13 protein-coding genes are annotated in these 17,796 nt (G+C 44.4%); 6 read left to right on the plus strand and 7 right to left on the minus strand.

The window, feature by feature from the left end; genetic code table 11:
• Positions 1 to 62 precede the first annotated feature (62 nt).
• The 5 genes from uraH to I3254_RS12255 all read left to right on the plus strand — a co-directional run bounded on the left by uraH (position 63) and on the right by I3254_RS12255 (position 4,734).
• Positions 63 to 431 carry a hydroxyisourate hydrolase gene (uraH, locus tag I3254_RS12235; protein WP_238053047.1) on the plus strand — a complete coding sequence of 123 codons (369 nt, stop codon included), beginning with the start codon at positions 63 to 65 and terminating at the stop codon, positions 429 to 431.
• 110 nt (positions 432 to 541) lie between these two features.
• On the plus strand, positions 542 to 1,897 hold the full coding sequence (locus I3254_RS12240) for a urate hydroxylase PuuD (protein WP_238053048.1): 1,356 nt from the start codon (positions 542 to 544) through the stop codon (positions 1,895 to 1,897).
• Between the two features lie 81 nt (positions 1,898 to 1,978).
• Positions 1,979 to 2,959 carry an allantoinase PuuE gene (gene puuE / locus I3254_RS12245; protein WP_238053049.1) on the plus strand — a complete coding sequence of 327 codons (981 nt, stop codon included), beginning with the start codon at positions 1,979 to 1,981 and terminating at the stop codon, positions 2,957 to 2,959.
• 147 nt (positions 2,960 to 3,106) lie between these two features.
• The gene (gene alc, locus I3254_RS12250) at positions 3,107 to 4,204 is read left to right on the plus strand and encodes an allantoicase (RefSeq protein WP_238053308.1); all 1,098 of its coding nucleotides are present in this window, start codon (positions 3,107 to 3,109) and stop codon (positions 4,202 to 4,204) included.
• The gene (locus I3254_RS12255; RefSeq protein ID WP_238053050.1) at positions 4,204 to 4,734 is read left to right on the plus strand and encodes an ureidoglycolate lyase; all 531 of its coding nucleotides are present in this window, start codon (positions 4,204 to 4,206) and stop codon (positions 4,732 to 4,734) included. The genes alc and I3254_RS12255 overlap by 1 nt, the downstream gene beginning before the upstream one ends.
• Positions 4,735 to 4,823: 89 nt before the next feature.
• Here the strand turns inward: I3254_RS12255 and guaD are convergent, their stop codons facing one another.
• From guaD to I3254_RS12280, 5 genes are all read right to left on the minus strand, one after another.
• The gene (gene guaD, locus I3254_RS12260) at positions 4,824 to 6,233 is read right to left on the minus strand and encodes a guanine deaminase (RefSeq protein ID WP_238053051.1); all 1,410 of its coding nucleotides are present in this window, start codon (positions 6,231 to 6,233) and stop codon (positions 4,824 to 4,826) included.
• Positions 6,234 to 6,337: 104 nt separating this feature from the next.
• Positions 6,338 to 7,309 (minus strand): XdhC family protein, encoded by a 972-nt coding sequence (locus tag I3254_RS12265; protein ID WP_238053052.1) that lies wholly within the window; start codon positions 7,307 to 7,309, stop codon positions 6,338 to 6,340.
• Positions 7,302 to 9,875 carry a xanthine dehydrogenase molybdopterin binding subunit gene (xdhB, locus tag I3254_RS12270; protein WP_238053053.1) on the minus strand — a complete coding sequence of 858 codons (2,574 nt, stop codon included), beginning with the start codon at positions 9,873 to 9,875 and terminating at the stop codon, positions 7,302 to 7,304. Before xdhB ends, I3254_RS12265 begins: the two co-directional genes overlap by 8 nt.
• 81 nt (positions 9,876 to 9,956) lie before the next feature.
• Positions 9,957 to 11,669, minus strand: coding sequence for an FAD binding domain-containing protein (locus I3254_RS12275; RefSeq protein WP_238053054.1), 1,713 nt, complete (start codon positions 11,667 to 11,669; stop codon positions 9,957 to 9,959).
• A 919-nt stretch (positions 11,670 to 12,588) separates the two neighbouring features.
• Positions 12,589 to 13,206 carry a flavodoxin family protein gene (locus I3254_RS12280; protein WP_102092149.1) on the minus strand — a complete coding sequence of 206 codons (618 nt, stop codon included), beginning with the start codon at positions 13,204 to 13,206 and terminating at the stop codon, positions 12,589 to 12,591.
• 746 nt (positions 13,207 to 13,952) lie between these two features.
• On the opposite strand from I3254_RS12280, the gene I3254_RS12285 reads away from it, so the two are divergent.
• Complete coding sequence (locus tag I3254_RS12285) at positions 13,953 to 15,206, plus strand: YeeE/YedE family protein (RefSeq protein ID WP_238053055.1); 1,254 nt, start codon at positions 13,953 to 13,955, stop codon at positions 15,204 to 15,206.
• Positions 15,207 to 15,439: 233 nt separating this feature from the next.
• Here I3254_RS12285 and I3254_RS12290 read toward each other — a convergent pair whose 3' ends face one another.
• Entirely contained in the window at positions 15,440 to 16,318 is an 879-nt protein-coding gene (locus tag I3254_RS12290; RefSeq protein WP_238053056.1) for a polyphenol oxidase family protein, read from the minus strand.
• A gap of 40 nt (positions 16,319 to 16,358) precedes the next feature.
• Entirely contained in the window at positions 16,359 to 17,594 is a 1,236-nt protein-coding gene (locus I3254_RS12295) for an RluA family pseudouridine synthase (protein WP_238053309.1), read from the minus strand.
• Positions 17,595 to 17,796 lie beyond the last annotated feature (202 nt).

The following is a 17,796-nucleotide window of genomic DNA, read 5'->3' on the forward strand; positions in this document are numbered from 1 at the left end:
TCGCAGAGTTAGACTAGCATTTTCATCCGATTTATATTTCTTACGAATACAAAGGAAGCATTATGTCTGCCACCCTATCATCACATATCTTAGACACTCATCTTGGCAAACCTGCGGCTGATGTCGCCGTTACCTTACATCGCGTACAAGACAACGGTGCCAGCGCATTACTAGCACATGGCACAACCAATCGTGATGGCCGTGTCACACCAGACGCTTGGCAGTTTGATACAGCCATCGATAGCACAGAGCATCAGCTAAATACCGGACGCTATACCATAACGTTCGATACTCAGTCTTATTTTGATGCTCAGCAGCTAACAGCATTTTACCCGCAAGTGGTTATCGACTTCGTGATAAACGATGCCAGTCATTACCACGTGCCACTTCTGCTTAGTGCTCACGGTTATAGCACTTATCGCGGATCGTAGCTTTGGTGCTGTTTAGCTCTCTGCTTTGTTTTAGTTTTCAAGAAATACTATCAAAAGAAATTACCAAGACATTTTATTAAGACACTGTCATATTAAAGGACATTTATTACATGGGCGCCTATCTTCTCGAATGGTTGAGTTTATTTTTCCGATGGTTTCATGTTATCGCTGGGGTAGCATGGATTGGTGCATCGTTTTATTTTGTGTGGCTAGATCTAAGCCTACGCAAACCGCCACAGTGGAAAACAGACAAAGGCATTTCGGGTGATCTTTGGGCCGTCCATGGCGGCGGGTTTTATGAGATTGCCAAATACAAACTCGAACCAGAAGAGATGCCAAAGACGCTACATTGGTTTAAGTGGGAAGCTTATACCACTTGGCTGACGGGTGCGGCGATGATGTCTATCGTCTATTATGCCAATGCAACTGCCTACCTAATTGACCCAAGCAAAGTGCCTTTTACTAGTATCGGTGCCATTGCCACCAGCTTGCTTTTCTTGTTTGGTAGTTACTTCATTTATGAAGTTATCGTGCGTAGTCATTTGGGTAAAAACGCGTTTATCTTTAGTACCTTGATTTTTATCTTGCTGGTCATCGCGAGCTGGGGTTCTTACCAGCTGTTCAGTGATCGCGCCTCATTTATACATATCGGTGCTATCTTGGGCACGGTAATGGTAGGTAACGTATTCTTCGGTATTATGCCGGCTCAGCGTGCACTCGTTGACTGTGTGCGGCGCGGCGAAAAACCAGGTAAAGAAGTGGCTGAATTGGCATTACAAGCCAAAAATCGCTCACTGATGAATAACTATTTCACCCTACCGCTTATCTTTACCATGATCAGCAACCATTACCCAATGATGTATGCTCATGAGAAAGGATGGTTGGTATTGGTCTTCGTCGGTATCATCACCGCGACTGTTCGTCATTACTTTAACCAAAAGCATTTGGGTCATAAAAAACCACGCTACTTGGTTATTCCAGCCGTATTAACCGTATTGTTGATTATCTGGATGCGACCTGAACCGATTGAGCCAGCACCTGCAATGTCTGCTACTGCTTCCGTAGCACCTACAACGACTGATAGCACGCCGCCAGCTGCAAGCGCGACTACTGACTCAAGCACTGATATCGCTGCGAATGCTAATAACAATTCTAATGATAGTGCTAATAACAGTGTTAACAACGATGCAGCTACTACCGAAGCTGTACCTGTGAGCACGTCAACAGATGACGCCATGATGGATGTCGTACATACACGCTGTAGCACTTGTCATGCGGTGCAGCCAACACAACAAGGCTTCGCTGCGCCGCCAGCAGGTATTATTTTGCAGACGCCAGAAGACCTGAAAATACATAAAGCTAAAATCGTCACTGCAGTACAGACTGGCTATATGCCGCTTGGTAATATTACTCAGCTGACGGATGCGGAGCGCCAACAGCTCGTGGCCTATGCATCATCACTTTAATTTTTGATAAAAAATAACTGTCCTTTACGAGCAATATTCAAATAAATATTTAAGGCTCTAAGCGATATAGGAATATAGATAATGAGCAAAAAAATTACCAGTGACTTTGATCTGAGCACGTATCCTCGCGACCTAAAAGGCTACGCTGGCAATCCACCAAAAGCGAACTGGCCAGGCGGCGCAAAAATCGCCGTACAATTTGTATTAAACATCGAAGAAGGTGCAGAAAATAGCGTCATCCATGGCGATGGTCAATCAGAGCGTTTTTTGTCTGATATCTTAGGCACACCAGAATTTAACAACCGTCACCAGTCTATTGAGTCTGCATTCGAATACGGTAGCCGTGTCGGCGTATGGCGTGTGCTAGATGTCTTTAAAGAATATGGCGTGCCAATCACCACGTTTACCTGTGCTGCCGCTGCTGAAAAAACACCGCATATTGTCGAGCGTGTATTAGAAGATGGTCATGAGATTGCTAGTCACGGTCTACGCTGGATTACTTATCAGGATATGTACCGTGAGACGGAGCGCGAACACATTCGCTGTGCTACCCAGATATTTAAACGTATGCTCGGTGGTCAACCTCTCGGCTGGTATACAGGACGCGATAGTCCAAATACTCGTGAACTGGTCGCTGAACAAGGTGGCTATACCTATGACTCTGACTCGTACGGTGATGAGTTACCATATTGGCTCAATGTAAAAGTCCAAGACGGCAATATGATCACACGTAAACCGCACTTGGTCATACCTTATAGCCTAGAGACCAACGACATGCGTTTTTCTTCTAGCCCGGGATTCACTCATGCAGAGCCCTTCTATCAGTACCTGAAAGACAGCTTTGACACCTTATACGAAGAAGGCGAGCACACCCCTAAGATGCTGACCATTGGCTTGCATTGTCGCATTATCGGGCGTGCAGGACGCATCAAAGCGCTAAAGCAGTTTTTGCAATATATCACCAGCAAGCCTGACGTATGGATATGCCGCCGTGATGACATTGCCAAGCACTGGTACGAAAATCATCCTGCCACCTCAGACAATACTGCCAACTGGATGTAAGCTTAGGCTATTGTTCTAGTTCTGCTTAGCTAATCGAGTACTAATGAGCATAGGTTAATATATAAAATAAGCCATACATTATTAATAAACACCATTATTAAAAAAGGAATCATTGTGAGTCAAAACACTTCAGAAGTTGGACAAATTATCTCCGCAAACAATCTACCTGATACTCTGCCAGCATTCACCAAAAAATCAAACGTAGCCGACAGTCGCTTGGGTGCAAAATCCCTATTCGCTACCGATGATTTCTTTGCAGATAAAAGCCGTATTCTAAACCCTGATGCACCTATCTTTGTCGTGGGTAAGTTCGATGACAATGGTAAATGGATGGACGGCTGGGAAACACGTCGTAAGCGTCATTTGGGTTACGATTACTTGGTTATCCAACTGGCCCGCCCAACCAAAATAGCCGGTCTCGATATTGATACCAGTCATTTTACGGGTAACTTTCCATCTTCTGCCAGTGTCGATGCATTATACGCGCCCGAGCTGCTGCAGCAAGATGAAGCTGAGCTTGCTGGTCTAAACAAAGAAGACTGGGATGGTAAAAAATGGCAGGCGCTAGTGGGTATGACTCCACTACAAGGTCACAATCATGAGCTTATCGAGATTGATCATGGACAAACGGTAACCCATATTCGTTTGAATATTTATCCAGATGGTGGCGTTGCCCGACTACGGGTTTATGGTGATATTCAACTTGACGCTAGTCTGAACAAACAGAGCGAAATGCTCGATTTGGCAGGTGCGCTAAATGGTGGTCGTGCTATTGCCAGTAACGACGCGCATTTTGGTGCTGCTAGTAATTTACTATTGCCGACTAAAGCGCCTAATATGGGAGATGGCTGGGAGACTCGTCGTCGCCGTGAACCAGGCAATGATTGGAGTATCATTGCGCTAGGCCAAGCAGGTATCGTTGATTCTATCGAGATAGATACTGCTCATTTTAAAGGCAATTATCCTGATAAAGTCTCGATTCAAGCCGTCTACTCACCAAATACACCAGAGCAAACTTTAGTGACTCAGAGTATGTTTTGGGAAACCCTGCTTGAGCCGCAAAAAACCAATGCTGACGACGTTCATACTTTTAGTAAAGATAAGCTTGAGATAGACCAGCCTATCACCCATATTCGGGTCAATATCTTCCCAGATGGTGGTATCAGCCGTGTACGCGTGTATGGCAAAATTGCTGAGGCTAATACTGACAATGGTACTGATATTGATAGCAAAGAGGCTGAATAATGAGTGTCACACTAACGGCTAAGCCTTTGACCAAGGCAAACTTTGCCCCCTATGGCTCGGTCATCGAGCGCTATAGTGATAATGAGCAAACCGCTGATAATACTTATGAGATCAATAATGGCTATGCGGTTCGTCATCATGCACTTGCCGAAAGTAAACTAGACGGTGGTGCAGTTGGCATGAGTATCTTTCGAGCCAAAAAGCGTGAGAATCCGATTGCCCTTTCGGTCATGGAATATCATCCGCTTGGGACACAAGCATTTGTATCTATGGAAGGCCAAGACTATATCGTCGTAGTTGCTAAAGCTGGTGTGCCGCCGCAGTCGCCTGATGACCTAGCAGTGTTTTACGCGAAATCTCACCAAGGTGTACAGTACGATGCTAATGTCTGGCATCACCCTCTACTCGCGCTTGGGCGTGACAGTGATTTCCTAGTTGTTGATCGTATCAATGGCGAGGGTAATAATTGTCATGAGGTTGATATCACGGATTGGCATGTGTCTATTGAGTTAGAAGATGAATGCAACTAAGCTGTCGTTAAGCACAAATCAAACTGATAAAAGCCCTGTTTATGTTTAACATAAACAGGGCTTTTTCGTTATTCATATTTTTCGCTAATTTACCAAGACATGGGTTTACGATAGCGACTCACGCCTGCGACGACTGTCTGATCAATTACTCTATCATCGCCTAGCATCATTAGTACAAACAACTGCTCTTCCAGTGTTTTGGTCTGCGCCATACGTCGCTCAAGCAATGCCGTTGCACCCATATCGATGACCACAAAATCTGCTTCTTTATTGGGCATAAAGTTACCAATTTTATTATCCAATACTAGAGACTGTGCATTGCCCAAAGTAATTTGATATAGCCCTTGGTGAGCGGATAGTTGATTACTTTGTAGTTGTTGGATTTTATACGCTTCTGACAGAGTCGTCAGCATCGACAGACTCGTCCCTGCTCCAACGTCAGTGGCGATACTGACACCGGTATAACTTAACGTCTTGGGTAAATCGAATAGTCCACTACCCAAAAACAGGTTGGACGTCGGACAGTGTGATATTTGTGTGCCAGTTGCGCGCAGACGCTCATACTCAGATATTTCAAGGTGAATACCATGTGCCAAAGTCGTACGTCGACCCAGTAATCCCATCGTATCATAGACGTCTAGATAGCCTTTATGATTGGGATACAGCTGTTTCACAAAAGCTATCTCATCATGATTTTCTGCAAGATGCGTCTGCAGATAAACACTCTCGTAACTGGCATACAGCTCACCTGCCATTTGTAGTTGCTTGGGTGTCGAAGTAATAGCAAAGCGCGGGGTAATCGCCACATGCTGACGGCCGCGCTCATGCCAGTTATCAATGATGTTCTGGGTATCTCGAATGCCTTGCTCAGCAGGCACACACAAATTATCAGGCGCATTTTGATCCATCAAGACATTACCCGTGATCATACGAGTATTGAGCTTGTGACTTTCCGTAAAAAATGCGTTCACTGATTCAGGATGACTGGTAGAAAACACCATGGCGCTCGTCGTACCATTTGCCAGCAGCTGGTTTAAGAAGAACTGTGCCGTATCATGCGCTACTTTCGGATCGCCAAAATTGGCCTCGGTGACGAAAGTATAATTGTTAAGCCAGTCAAGTAATTGCTCACCGTAAGCAGCAATCATATCTATTTGCGGATAATGCACATGAGTATCGATAAAGCCTGGCATGATAAGTTTGTCACGATAATCATGTACTTTGACTACTAACTGTCCTGCTTGCTCAGTGGTATTAACATATTTCGTTAATATTGTCTCGTTATGCCCATACTCTACAATGCACCCTGTCACACCATCTACGACAAGCGCACCATCAGCGATATATTCAGGATAAACCTGTACACCTTCAATCACTGGTAGCAACGTAATGTCTCGTTCCACAGCTAATGTCTGTGAATAATCAGAGGTTGTACGCTCAGGACGATCGCTTTCGGTCAAATAGTGTAGCAGTCGAGCTTGATAGATATGTAGGGTCATTCGTAGATCTCACAATGGCTTAGTAGTCCTGAGCGTTTTGATAAATAGTACTGAGCGCTTTAATAATTTGATAAAAAGTATAAAATTTATATGAAGTGAGCCGTTCAAGGAGTAGCCTGATGATACTTCTGTAGGAGCTGTGCCACGATAGAAATCGCCACCGCCATCGGCTCTTTTCCGCCAATTTGCAATCCAATTGGCATGACCAACTGATTGACCAGTTGCTCACTGTAGCCACGCTGCATCAAACGATCTCTAAAACGCTTGGCTTTGGTTGCCGAGGCAATGCAACCTATGTAAGGTGTCAAAGTATCTGAGCATTTATCACGTGATGCACTCATGTCAGAAATAGTATCTAATGCCGCCCGTACTAACTCAAAATCAACACTATGATCATGCGTCATAACCAGAATAAAACGCTGACCACCCTGTTCGATAAATGGGCGTACAAAATCTACAGGCTCATCATCGATATGCGGACGGATATGCGCTGGTAAGTTATAAATTTTGGATTGATTAGTAGTAGATTCATCAACTAAGTAACGCTTAAACATCTCTGGGCGACTGTCCACCCAATCTACCTGACAAGGTAGCTCAGCGAGGATGGTCATTAGCGCTGATGCTACATGCCCTGCACCAAACACTAGTACTGACATCGGCGGCGTTACATTGAAGCATTCGAACATAACGGTGACGCTACCGCCGCAACACTGTGCCAATTTCGCACCTAGCGGGTAGTGCTTAGTATAGACAGCATCACGGCGTACCCCTTTAGAAGGTACTGATGCGCTTTCACCGTCAGTTTCAGCGACTTTTGGTTTTACTTCTTTTGATACCGTTGCTGCTATTTCACCATTTAATAGCTGCCGTGCAGTATTGATAACGTCATGTTCTAGACCGCCGCCGCCCAATGTGTCTACGATGCCATCTTGCGCGACGATCATCTTTGCCTGTAGCGCTCGAGGAGCAGATCCATTTACAGCCACGACTGTCGCTAACACATGAGCGATGCCGCGCTGCTGATATCGCGCTAGACCTTCATACCAGACGACTGGCGGTGCTAGCGACTCATTCACTGTGTGCAGGACCTCTTGCCCCTGCTACATTTGGATGCTCTATCGCATTAGGCTGGTCATCAGTTTGTTTCCCTTTAACTTCTTTTGGATCGATGTCTTTGGCATGACGTACGTCTTGTGGCATTGCTTTTTCATTGTAAAGGTCACTGTTCTCTTCTGCGCCTTTTACTAAACTATCAACCGTATCTGTATCTGCTTTAGTTGTTAAATCCCACGACGTGCCTTGCATGCGCATCACTGCTTTTAAGACCGCTTCTGGCGTCGCAGGCATGGTCAGCTCTGGATTCTTTTTATAATCACCAAGGCTCGCGACCGCATTATTGAGGGCACACCAAACACTGGCTGCCAACATAAACGGCGGCTCGCCAACGGCTTTAGAGTTATAAATCGTTTGTTCTTCGTTTTTGCGATCGTACAATTTGACATTCCACTGCTTAGGCAAGTCATGCGCGGTTGGGATTTTATAATTAGCAGGACTATCAGATGCGAGCTTACCTTTATCATTCCAGATCAGCTCTTCTGCCGTGAGCCAGCCCATACCTTGCACAAAACCCCCTTCAATCTGACCAATGTCAATGGCAGGGTTGATCGATTGTCCTGCATCATGCAGCACATCACAGCGTAGTACTTTGTACTCACCTGTCAACGTATCAATCTCAACCTCAGCGCAGGCAGCGCCTAAGGCAAAGTAAAAGAACGGACGTCCCCATGCTTTAGAGCGATCATAAAATATCTTCGGTGTTTTGTAGTAGCCAGTAGACGACAGACTGATACGGTTCTGGTACGACAGTTGAATCATCTCGGCAAAAGTCAGCGTTTCTTTATCGCTGATATAGACATGATTCTTTTCAAAACGTATGTCTTCTTGCGCTACTTCGAAATACTCAGCCGCAAATTCAATGATGCGCGCTTTAATGCTTAGACAAGCGTTCTGTGCTGCCTTACCATTAATATCTGTCCCTGATGACGCGGCGGTTGGTGAAGTGTTAGGCACTTTATCCGTACGTGTCGCTGATACTTTGACCGTGTCCAGATCAACGTCAAATTCATTGGCGACAATCTGGGCAATTTTTATATATAAACCCTGCCCCATCTCCGTACCACCATGATTGAGATGGATACTGCCATCAGTATAAATATGTACCAATGCGCCTGCCTGATTGAGCGTCTGTACTGTAAATGAAATACCGAATTTTACTGGCGTCAACGCAAGTCCTAAGCGTTTATCACTGCCTTCAGCCGCAGCTTTTTGATTGGCTTCTAGGATTTGTTGACGACGATTGTCATAGTCGCAATCGTCTGCCAACTTGGTCATGATGGTCGCCAAATCGAAATGCTCAATGGTTTGACCGTAATGGGTACTTTGACCATCTTGATATAAGTTTGCTAGGCGCACTTGTAGCGGATCTTGCCCTAGCGTATAGGCAATATGGTCCATCATATACTCAGCAGTCATCAGACCTTGCGGACCACCAAACCCTCGATAGGCAGTATTAGATACCGTATGTGTCTTACAGCGATGACCTGCTACATGAGCAGCTGGATAATAATAAGCATTATCACAATGAAACATCGCTCTATCGACAATAGCATCAGACAAATCTGGCGCATAGCCACACAAACCAGCCAGTTGCATGTCCACGCCCAATATACGACCAGACTCGTCTAAACCAACTTCGTAACGGTTGGCAAACTCATGGCGCTTACCTGTCACAACCATATCATCTTGGCGATCTAGACGCATACTGACAGGGACGTTATGACGCTTAACCACGATACCGCACAGACATGCCCATGCAGCGGCTTGCGTTTCTTTACCACCAAACCCGCCACCCATACGGCGCACGACTGTGTTTACCGCATGAAATGGCAGATCTGTCACTTCGGCGACCAGCTGCTGTACTTCGCTTGGATGCTGTGACGACGTGTACACTTCTAGCCCGCCATCGTCACAAGGCACGACATAAGACACTTGGCCTTCGAGATAAAAGTGTTCTTGCCCGCGCATATGAATATGACCTTCAATGCGAATCGGTGAATTCTCAAGTGCAGTCGCCGCGTCACCACGCTTCATAAAATGACTCGGACGCACAAATAACTCTTGCTCTAACGCTTTATCAATACTCAGTACCGCTGGCAATGGCTCATATTCAACCACTGCCTTGGTCGCAGCTTTTTTGGCAGCGCGATGGCTGGTCGCCACCACCACAAATAGCGTCTGACCCACATACTCTGTGATGTCATCCACCATCAGTGGCTCACCGTCGAACACCGCACCGATATCCGTCTGCGCAGGCAAATCTTTAAAACTTAAGACATCTACCACCCCATCCGCATCTCTAACAGCGCTCAAATCCATACTCAATACACGTGCGTGAGCGTGGCTACTTTTACCTACTGCCAGATGTAGCGTGCCTTGCGGTTTTGCAATATCATCCACATAAGTCGCCGTCCCCATGACATGGCTAATCGCACTATCATGCTTAGCCGAGGTACCAATTTTGTTTTTTGGCGGACGCACGCGGCGGATACTATAACTGTCAAATAAGGACGAATGATGGCTCATGGCGGATCTCTTTTATTAGGACGCTTTTATTCTTGGCAAATATAACGATAAGGCGGTATTAGCAATTTACAACTCTGCTAATTAAGCAGTCTCAGTCTGTCTACCTGCTACCAATTGCTTACCGCACTTCACCAGTAGACGCTGTACCACATGTGAGCGATATTCACGGCTGGCTCTGACATCGGTCATAGGCGTAACGTCTGCAGACAAGACTTGTGCTGCTTGCTCAAAACTCGCAACTTCAGCCGCTTGCCCAACGAGCGCTTGCTGACAGGTTGTGGCTAATAACGGTATGGCAGCCATGCCACCAAGCCCAAGCTTTGCATTCTCTATCGTCATGCCATCTGTTGATACATCGATTCGCGCCGCTAGTAAACAAGCAGAAATATCATCCTCATAACGTTTGCTAATTTTATGAATAAATAAGTGCTGATTGTCATGCATCAGAGGAATATGGATAGCGACTACGTAACTGCCTGCTTGCAGTTTGGTCTTTTTATAATCTAAGAAAAATTCTGATAAAGGTATGATCTCATCCGTATAAATCGAATCGCTATTATCTAAATTTTCACCTGATTCTTTACGATTAGGCGCGCAATAACGCAGCTGAATTGACGCATCTAACGCCAATAAAATCGGTGGTAAATCACCAATTGGAGAAGCGTTGGCTATATTGCCGCCGATGGTGCCCATATTACGGATTTGCGGAGAGGCAATACGCTCAAATACTTGCGCAAAGCTTGGAAAATACTGCTCAAGCACAGGCAACATCTGCTGATAGCTCATGCCAGCGCCCAGTACTAGTGTTTGACTAGAACTTTGCTCGTTATCCGATTCTTCATTGCTTGAGTCAGACTTTGCGTCAAATAATGACCATGATTTTAGTGCCTCAACAGCTGAAAGCTGGATAATGACCTCGTGATCGACTAAGTGCTGAGTTACGCTCAATCCCAAGTCCGTACCGCCTGCCCAAATCGTAGCCTGCGGATAGGCCGCTAATACTTGATTGAGTTCATCTAGTGACTTGGGCATATATAACTGTCGCCCAGCATCACTGATTGCAGGGGCAATACCATGTGGTTCTTGATTTTTTTGTTCAGCTGGCACGTTTCCAGATACTGCTGATTCTTTTGTACTACGCATCGCGTCTGTGGCTAGACTGATAGTCAAGTCTTTCACCGCTGAATGCTCCGCCTCTCTCTGCTGACCGATATCGCTCATCAATAGGCCTGCCTCGATAATCGGTCGATAGCCTGTACAGCGACATAGGTTGCCAGATATTGAAGCAACCACTTCATCGTAACTTAATTGCTTGGTATCCTTCTGACTTGCTGCTTCTTGACTTGTCTGCATACGATTGTTTTCGTAAACACAAGCCAGCGACATCACAAACCCAGGCGTGCAAAAACCGCACTGCGACCCGTGACATTCAACCATCGCTTGCTGCGCTGGATGCAGCAGAGCACGTTCTGGATGATGCTCAGGATTATCTGCCAAATAAGAAGCCGTCATCAGATGATGACCATCCATGAGCGACACTAGCGTAATGCAGGAGTTGATCGTATAGAACGGTGGCGTAGCATTTTTTTCGTCGCCATTTTCATCATTAAGCGCTGGCTGGCTAGCGTTAGGCAGGCGCTGAACCATCACAGTACAGGCACCGCAATCACCACTACCACAGCCTTCCTTCGTATCCGTCTGGCCTTCATGCAATCGTAGATACTCAAGCACCGTCGTATTAGGGTTAAGCTGGGTTAGCTCGTGGCGTTTCCCATTTAAGTAAAAACTAATCATAGCAAGACTCGGCTAAAATAAAATAATGAAGATAAGCATAAGGCTTAAGGAGTTTGATGGTTTAAATGCTGAACGTAAGCACTTGGTTTACATCATGCTGCAACTTTTTAAGTACGGTTATTCTGTTTTATTTGCTAATACATTCTTAAGAGATAAAAAAATCAGCACAGCGCACTTTTTATATCAGGTAAATCGGTTGCAAATATCAGCAAGCATCGAACAATTTTGTTAGAAAACTCGTACTATAGGATACTTGACTATTTGGTCAGCTTTCAACATATTATCACTATTCTTATTTATAACACAACCCGTTAAAATGCCTATAGATACTATCGAACAGTTGGCAAATAATTGGTGAATAACTTAAATCTAAGGGAATATCTATACGGTTTGTAGATTTTATTCATTACTCAGCCACTCAAAACCAGACACTGTTTTTATAAATATTTCTAATTTTATACATAGTGAATAATAAAGCTGAGCGTTAGATAAGCCATACTATAAACAGCGAGATAGCCTGCGTAAAAACAGTACCGAATACATATATCGCCTTTAAACTGCTATCAGCAGCTGATTTTTATATATAATGTCTGCAAATAAGCCTGACTCTTCACTGTTGTGACTTCTAATGATAAGTAATCGTGACATATCGTTGGGCTAAAATCGTTTTTGAGATATTACTATGAAGTCATTTGCCTTTACCTATTTGCTAGTGGCAACGATGTTGTTAGGAGGTTGTCAATCGTTTCAATTCGTTGACAGTCCTATCCCCGTGAAGCCCGCCCCTATTAAGCTTGTTACTCCATAAAAATCCTAGCACTTAATAGAACTTACCGCTCAATAAAAATTGGCGCAAAAAAAAGCAGACATCAATAATGTCTGCTTTTTTATTCGATCGCTCTGTCGGTTCTAGCTGTTTTTATAGCTTAGCATCAGCTGGTTGATGCTTAATAATCGTTTTGGCTAGATGATCACCAAACCAAATAGCAGTATCAATATCGCCCGAACCTGGTGTCTCTTCAGGTGGGCCATCAAGCGACTGAGTCATCAAACCCAAAAAGCTAGACAGACGGTTTAAGTCGTGAGCCTCATGACCTGTCGGCATCAATGGCAGACCAATCCAATTCATACCATGTTGCATCGCATATAGAGAAATCTGCTGCAATACAGCAAGTTTATCACCGCTCAGGCCGCCCGAATTGGCAAACGCTGCTGCCCATTTACCTTCCCATTTACGATGATACCAACGCTTGGATGTCTCATCCATAAAGGTCTTAAACTCAGCCGTCACACTGCCCATATACACCGCACTACCAAAAACCAGCAAATCTGCCTGATCTAAGTAGTCCCAATCAACATCATACACATCGACAGCCTTGGCTTGCGCTTCTGGCAATTGCTGATGCGCACCTTGTACTATCGCCTCAGCGACACGCTTGGTATGACCATAATTACTATGGAAAATAACGGCGATTGAAACATTAGGCGCGTTATCAGTAGATGTAGAGGTGTTAGACGATTTAGCAGGTGTATTCATACGTACTCTAATAATAAATAATTGGTTGAATATAAACTTACAAAATATTGGATACTTAGCCACAATCGATAGTTAGTGGCCTCACTTTCACGATAAATGCTTATCGATAGCTCAAGCTCTTAAGCTTTCAGGCGATACAATAGAATCGAGCCGAGCAACGTTTCTTTGAGTCAATTTAACTGGTAAAAACATCAATAATGATAGAGCAATCGCATAGTCTTTAATTGCACTGTCTATAACTGCATAGTCTTTAATTACATAGTCTCTATACGGCAGCATATACATACCAGTATATATGCGATGAAATTCATTGAATTCAAGTCCATTGTATCAGACGTATTTTTGTTTTTAAGTTATTTATTAAAGTCTGACTAATCAGAGCACATATACTTTTAATATATTTTATATAAATGGGTCAGTCGCATTAACTGATAATATGACACAAACAAATTCCTGATACCTAATAAACCTATAATTATCAGTACTATAGACAACTATTGATATCAGGTCATATACACAGCGGTTTATTTATTCCATATCATCATATACTAATTCTACTTTTTCTAACCACTTCGTATTTACATTAATGACAATAGGATTATGCTGTAACGCTTCTTACTGCTTAATCAAATCAATCGAATTAACAGAAATACAGTTTCCAATCCTGCAAACCTGCGTAACTATACTCATATAAATTCTTATAAAAATGATATCTGATAACATCATCGGATAAGGAAGCTATTACCTTGACTACTCTCGTTCAACCTGTAAATGACACAAAAGACCCTATCGTTAGAGATGATCTGGCCCTAAACGCACCGCAAAAACCCTTAATTATGGGTGGTGGCATCGTAGGATTGATGGTGCTCGCGTATCTATTGGCCACTCAACATATCTCTCAATCATTGCTACTTGGCATAGGTCTTTTGTTAGGCTATACCCTTTTTCATGCCCGCTTTGGCTTTACCTCTGCTTTTAGACGTATGATGGCAGTGGGCAACGGTCAAGCGATGCGCTCTCACATGCTAATGTTGGCGGTTGCTGTCACGCTGTTTGCGCCAATCCTTGCTTATGGCACGACGCTATTTGGCGGTCCTGTCGCAGGTTATGTCGCGCCATTAGGGGTCAGTCTAGTTGTAGGCGCATTTGTATTTGGTATCGGCATGCAATTGGGCGGCGGCTGTGCTTCTGGTACGCTCTATGCGGTAGGCGGTGGACGCTCTGTTATGTTCATCACCTTTATTTTCTTCATAGTGGGTGCCACGATTGGTGCTTATCACTTGCCATTCTGGACAGAAGATATGCCCGCTTACGCGCCTTTCTCTTTGGCAACCTCTACAGGTCTTGGTTATACAGGGGCATGGCTGGTGTCGCTGGCCATATTCGGCATTATCGCATGGGTGACGTTAGTCGTTGAGAAAAAAAGAAACGCACCAAAGATGGCGCCCGTACCTTCTGAGTCTGGTTGGAAACGAATCTTTCGTGGTTCTTGGCCGCTTTTTGCTGCCGCAATCGTTCTGGCTTTACTTAACGGTCTGACATTACTTACACGTGGTCAACCGTGGGGCATTACGTCAGCATTTACATTGTGGGGCTCTAAAATTGCAAGCGGCTTTGGCATGGATGTGGCTAGCTGGGGCTATTGGCAAGGCGCTAATGCAGCAGCGCTTGAAGCCTCTATATTTGCTGACTCAACCACTGTATTAAATATCGGCATTATTATTGGCGCGTTTATCGCCTCTGCTGCGGGTGGTTTGTTTAAGTTTACTAAGATTACTGCCGGTAACTTTGCAGCATCAGTCATCGGCGGATTGATGATGGGATATGGCGCCCGTCTAGCGTTCGGTTGTAATATCGGCGCTTACTTTGGTGGTATCGCCTCTTTTAGCTTACATGGTTATATCTGGGGCATACTGGCAATGGCAGGTACGTTCTTGGCACTATATTTACGTCCTCTATTTGGCCTATCAGTGCCAAAATCTAGCGACTCCGTTTGTTAATACAGATTTTGTATTAATACAGACCTTATGTTAATACGAATGTAGCACTCAAATAAAAAACAGCAGAATAATCTGCTGTTTTTTGTTGTTTATCACTTCCTTGCCACTACTCATTATTATATAGCCAAAGAAATCTAAAACAGCTACAAGGCAGCCGACCGTAGATTGTACAACTAGTACATCTAGGGAGGGTAACACCGTAGCGGTTTAGTAGTTCGCTGACTATAAAGCTGCTAGCGACGGACGATGACCAGCGCCATCCGACCCGTTGCAGGTTGCTGCATATGAGTCTGGCGGCGATACGAGTAATAGTGAGTATCTGCGTAACTACAGTCAACAGGTAAATCATTCACAACTGTAGCACCAGCAGCTTCTAACTGCATGGCAGCAAGCTTGGGTAAATCCAACTTTATCTTGTCATCATAAGACGATATGGAAAATAGAGACACAAAGTTATCGATATGCGTCTCTGGCAACGTCTGATTGGCTATACACCCAGCCAATAGCTTATCGCGAACGTCTGTATTTACTTCATAATTTTCCTGACTGATACAAACGCCTATCCAAGCTTGTATAGGGCCTGAATCGGTAAAGCGATTAACAGTTTCTTGTATCACACCGCAGGCCAATCCTTGCCAGCCTGCATGAATCGCTGCGATTTTGCCACTGGTAGGTTGATATAACACGATAGGCACACAATCTGCCGTCATGATTGCCAGACCGCGACCATTTTGTTGACTGACCATCGCATCAGCAGACAGTGGCGCCATATTCAGTGTAGTAGCATCGACATCATGAATATGTTTACCATGAACCTGACTGACCCAATGTAAGCGATTAATAGCCTCATGCTGCTCATTTTGTGCAGACTTATCTGTCAGTTGCTCATTGATAGCAGCCAATAGACTCATGCGGTTATCTAATACTTGCAGTGCATTATCATTGACATGCAGACCTAGATTTAGCTCGCCGTAATTTGACTGACCCTCATACCCTGTACGCTGGTTTTTAGCAGCAGAATCATCAATATCATCATGCACAAAAGCAGCCGTCTGAAAAACAGCCACATTATCAATTTGCGCAATCATTGTCATCGGGAACGTGTTCGTCATGGCTGCTCGCTCTCACCTCTCATCTAGTAAACGTTAGCGTTTACTCTTCATAATAACCGTCGCTTAGTACTGCCATGAGTTTTTGCATGTCTTCAGGTAGTGGCGTCGTGACTTCAATGTCTTCACCTGTCGTCGGATGTACAAATCCTAACGTATAGGCGTGCAATGCTTGGCGCGGGAAATTATTGATAGCTTGACGCTGGGCTTCTGTCAACCCAGAGCGCAACTGACGACGGCCACCATAGACACGGTCACCGACTAATGGATAAGTAATATGACTTAGATGCACACGAATTTGATGCGTACGTCCGGTCTCAAGTCCGACATCTAGTAGACAGTAATTTTCGTTCAATGGTGTGACATTTAGCAGATGCGTTACCGCTTCGCGACCAGCGGTCATCACCGTCATTTTAGTACGCTGATTGCGATGTCGACCAATCGGCGCATCGATACGACGATGACGAGATAAACTTGCTTGGTCCCCTGCCACCACACACTTATAGTGACGATAAACAGACTTGTCTTTTAGTTGTTCCATCAGTGCCATCTGAGCAGGTTTGGTTTTGCCAATCAATAGCAATCCAGAGGTGTCTTTATCAATACGGTGTACGAGACCTGCACGCGGTAAATGATGCTGCTGAGGATAATGATATAGCAATGCATTGACCAAGGTGCCGTTTTGATTACCCGCGCCTGGATGAACCACCATACCGACAGGTTTATTGATTACCAATACGTCATCATCTTCATAGACAACATCGATATCTATGTTTTCTGGTTGGTCTTCACCATGCTGCTGTAACGTCGTTGATAGATGCAATACGTCATCTGCTTTGACACGGACTTTCGGTTTTTGAACACTGCCGTTATAGAGCAGACTGCCGTCAGTAATCCAGTTCTGAAGTTGTACACGCGAAAAGTCTGAAAACGCTTGTGAGGCGACCTTATCAATACGCAGACCAGCTTGATCTTCTGTGACCACATGCGTCATATCTACAATCACTGGTACAGCTTGACCCGCTACTGGGGCTTCATCGTCGTCACCGTCCATGTCGCTGTCATCAATATCATTATCATCAATGTCGCTATCGTTCAGATCATTACCATCATCGATGAGCAACTCTTCATTATCAAGCGCATCATCATGCACTTGATCACTCATCATTGGTTGATTATCAGGTAGCTCATTATTGTTCAAAACATCATTTGGCATTGGTGACTCTTGTGCTGATGAATCAGTATCTAGCGATTGATTCGGTGATAAATTGGTAGTCATGGCATCATTATTCATAGCGGATTGATACATGGCAAAGTCCCTAACAGTGTTTTGTAAGGTGACTTCGAAGATAGTATTATAAATAGCAGTATAAAAAATTGTCGTTTTTTGATTATCGTTTCTTGCCTATAAATAGTAGATAACCACCTTTAAGGTACAAAAAAAGCGAAGACAATACCGCTCTAGTGTATCATGTCGCACG

The sequence above is a fragment of the Psychrobacter sp. Ps2 genome, from assembly GCF_022129405.1.
Taxonomy (GTDB): domain Bacteria; phylum Pseudomonadota; class Gammaproteobacteria; order Pseudomonadales; family Moraxellaceae; genus Psychrobacter.